The organism is Chitinolyticbacter albus, from assembly GCF_024437655.1.
Lineage (GTDB): Bacteria > Pseudomonadota > Gammaproteobacteria > Burkholderiales > Chitinibacteraceae > Chitinolyticbacter > Chitinolyticbacter albus.
Map to the genome: position 1 here is coordinate 1 of NZ_JANBVF010000037.1, position 3,322 is coordinate 3,322.

3 protein-coding genes are annotated in these 3,322 nt (G+C 62.0%); all 3 read left to right on the top strand.

Going from position 1 to position 3,322, the window contains the following annotated elements:
- Positions 1–309: 309 nt before the first annotated feature.
- Entirely contained in the window at positions 310–1,557 is a 1,248-nt protein-coding gene (gene hemA, locus NLI84_RS16325) for a glutamyl-tRNA reductase (protein ID WP_255991745.1), read from the top strand.
- Positions 1,558–1,599: 42 nt separating this feature from the next.
- Positions 1,600–2,676 carry a peptide chain release factor 1 gene (gene prfA / locus NLI84_RS16330; RefSeq protein ID WP_255991746.1) on the top strand — a complete coding sequence of 359 codons (1,077 nt, stop codon included), beginning with the start codon at positions 1,600–1,602 and terminating at the stop codon, positions 2,674–2,676.
- A gap of 279 nt (positions 2,677–2,955) precedes the next feature.
- The coding region (locus NLI84_RS16335; RefSeq protein ID WP_255991747.1) for a hypothetical protein at positions 2,956–3,322 on the top strand (367 nt) is incomplete at its 3' end.

Consider the following 3,322-nt stretch of genomic DNA (forward strand, 5'->3'; position numbering starts at 1 on the left):
GGCGTTCAGCTGGTCGCTCGACGGCGATGCCAATGGTGAACTCGCCAAGGTGTTGGGCAACGCCCGCTAAGGTGCTGGCGGCCGGTTGATCCGGCCGCCACATCGCAAGCTGTAGGTCCGGGGTTGCCTACCCCGGACTGGTTTCACTTACCCTCTACATGGCCGGTTCATCCCGCACCCCTCCCGAACGGGAGGGGTTTTTTCATGCCAGTGCGCTGGGCACGATGCAGGTGACTGATCCGCCGGGCAAAACGGCAAGGGACCGGTCATTTCGCGTTACAATGCCCGGTTTCCATTCCCCTCATCGCGATGAGCCTGCTCGTCCTCGGAGTCAATCATCAGACCGCGCCGTTGGCGGTGCGTGAACGCCTTGCGTTCGCGCCGACCGAGGTTGCCGCGGCCTTGTCTGCGTTGACGGCATCGGTGGGCGTGCTGGAAGCGGCCATCGTTTCCACCTGCAACCGCACCGAGCTCTATGTGAACGCCAAGGAGCCCGGTGACGTGCTGGCCTGGTTCGCCGCCAGCCGCGGCCGGCAGGTCGACGAGCTGGCGCCGCATCTGTATTGCCTTGCCGACGACGAAGCATCGCGCCATGCCTTTCGCGTCGCGGCCGGGCTCGATTCCATGGTGTTGGGCGAAACCCAGATCCTCGGGCAGATGCGCGAAGCCGAACGCGTCGCGCGCGAATCGGGCAGCCTGGGCGTACTGCTCAATGGCCTGTTCCAGCGCGCGTTCCAGGTGGCCAAGGAAGTGCGCAGCGAAACGCGCATCGGCGCGGCGTCGGTATCGATGGCGGCGGCGGCGGTGAAACTGGCCGAGCGGCTCTACCCCAGCGTGGCTGAGTGCAAGGTGCTGTTCATCGGCGCGGGCGAAATGATCGAACTGTGCGCCGCCCATTTCTGTGCGCGCCATCCGCGCGGCGTGGTGATCGCCAACCGCACGCTGGAGCGCGGCCAGAAGCTGGCCGGGCAATATGGCGGCAGCGCCATGCTGCTCACCGACCTGGGTGAGCGCCTGGCTGAGTTCGACGTCGTGGTTTCCTGTACCGCCTCACCGCTGGCCATCGTCGGCAAGGGCATGGTCGAGCGGGCACTCAAGCGCCGCAAGCATAGACCGATGTTCATCGTCGATCTGGCGGTGCCGCGCGATGTCGAGCCCGAAGTCGCAGAACTGCCCGATGCCTATCTCTACACGGTCGACGATCTGGCCGAGGTGGTGAAGGAGGGCGTGGCGCTGCGCCTGGGTGAAGCAGAGGCGGCCGAGGTGATCGTCGAGGATGGCGTGCACGATTTTCGCCAGTGGCTGGCGGCGCGCGCGCTGGTGCCGACCATACGCGAGCTGAAGGATCACGCCGACCGCATCGCGCGCAACGAACTGGCTCGCGCCAAGAAGCGTATCGCCGCAGGCGACGATGCCGACGAGGTGCTGGAGCAGCTGGCCGCCGCCGTGTCGGCCAAGCTGTTGCACGCACCGCTGGCGTCGCTGAATGCGGCCCAGCCCGAAGAACAGGAACAGCTGGTTGCCGCCACCCGGCGGATCTTCCGGTTGCACGATTAGCCGCGCAACGCGCGCCTTCCCATCGCGGGAAGTAGGAAACCCATGAAACCATCGATCGTCCAGAAACTCGCCCAGCTTGCCGACCGGCTCGAAGAAGTGAACGCGCTGCTCGCGTCCGAGGAAGCTACGCGCGATATGGACCAGTACCGCAAGCTCACGCGCGAGCACGCCGAGCTCACCCCCGTGGTCGAGCTCTATCAGCGTTTCGGGCAGACCGAAGCCGATCGCGCCGCCGCCGAGGAACTCCTGGCCGACCCGGACATGCGCGAAATGGCCGAGGAGGAGATCCGCAGTGCCGATGCCGCCATCGAATTGCTGGGCGTCGAGCTGCAGAAGGCGCTGCTGCCGAAAGATCCGAACGACGAGCGCAACATTTTTTTGGAAATCCGCGCCGGCACCGGTGGCGACGAATCGGCGCTGTTCGCCGCTGATCTGTTTCGCATGTACACGCGCTTTGCCGAGCGCAACCGCTGGCAGGTGGAGATCGTCTCGGCCAACGATTCGGACCTCGGCGGTTACAAGGAAGTGATCGCCCGCATTGCCGGCTTTGGCGCGTATTCACGGCTCAAGTTCGAATCGGGCGGCCATCGCGTGCAGCGCGTGCCGGCCACCGAAACCCAGGGCCGCATCCACACCAGCGCCTGCACGGTGGCGGTGATGCCCGAGGCGGACGAGCTCGAAGAAGTGAACATCAATTCGGCCGACATCCGCATCGATACCTTTCGCGCGAGTGGCGCCGGCGGCCAGCACATCAACAAGACCGATTCGGCGGTGCGCATCACGCACTTTCCAACCGGCATCGTCGTCGAGTGCCAGGATGGCCGCAGCCAGCACCAGAACAAGGCGCGCGCGATGCAGGTGCTCGCCGCGCGCATCAACGACAAGCAGCTTGCCGAGCAGCAGGCCAAGGAAGCGGCCACCCGCAAGAGCCTGATCGGCTCGGGCGATCGCTCCGAGCGCATCCGCACCTACAACTTCCCGCAGGGGCGGATGACCGATCACCGCATCAACCTCACGCTGTACAAGCTCGACCAGATCATGGACGGTGATCTGCAGGAGCTGACCCAGTCGCTGATCAACGAGCACCAGGCCGAGCTGCTGGCACAGCTGGGTGAGTAACAGGGACATTGTTGTGCATCAAGTCGTGTAACTCGCACATGACGCAGCATGACAGTTCCCTTACGTCGGCTTGGGTGTTAGTATTAGAAAAAATAAATATTCAAGAATGCTTTTCTGCCTAGTTGAAGGGGGCGGCGTACGTTAGGCGCAACTAGCGGACTGCCGTGGGTTTTTAGCAGTAATTGCTTTTATTTCCCCGGATTTTGTTGGGCCATGCACCCGGATATCTCGCGGGTGTTTTTGCGTTGTTTTTGATAAAAATAGTTTCAGGGGGCAAGTATGTTTAAAAAATTGGCACTCATGCTGGTATTTCCTCTTTTGGCGTCATGTGGCGGTGGCGGCGATGGAGACGATGGCGGTTCATTCTCAATATATTCTGATCGGGCGGCGCTGAGTTTGTCATTTTACGAAGGGGAAGGTATTCCAAATGAGACCATCTCTATTCGTGGGCGCGGGGAGTTAAGTGGGCCTATCTATATTGGCGGTGGCTGGAGTGGAGATGGAATTAAGTCAGTTTTGTGGGAAGGCGTGGATGATAGAGTAGATTTTCACGTTGAAATCGCTCCGGGTCTTACCCAGGGAACGCATGCTGGCAAGATAGTTGTTGCATCCCGGACGATAATCTTAGCCCTCGTAGTTGGCGACT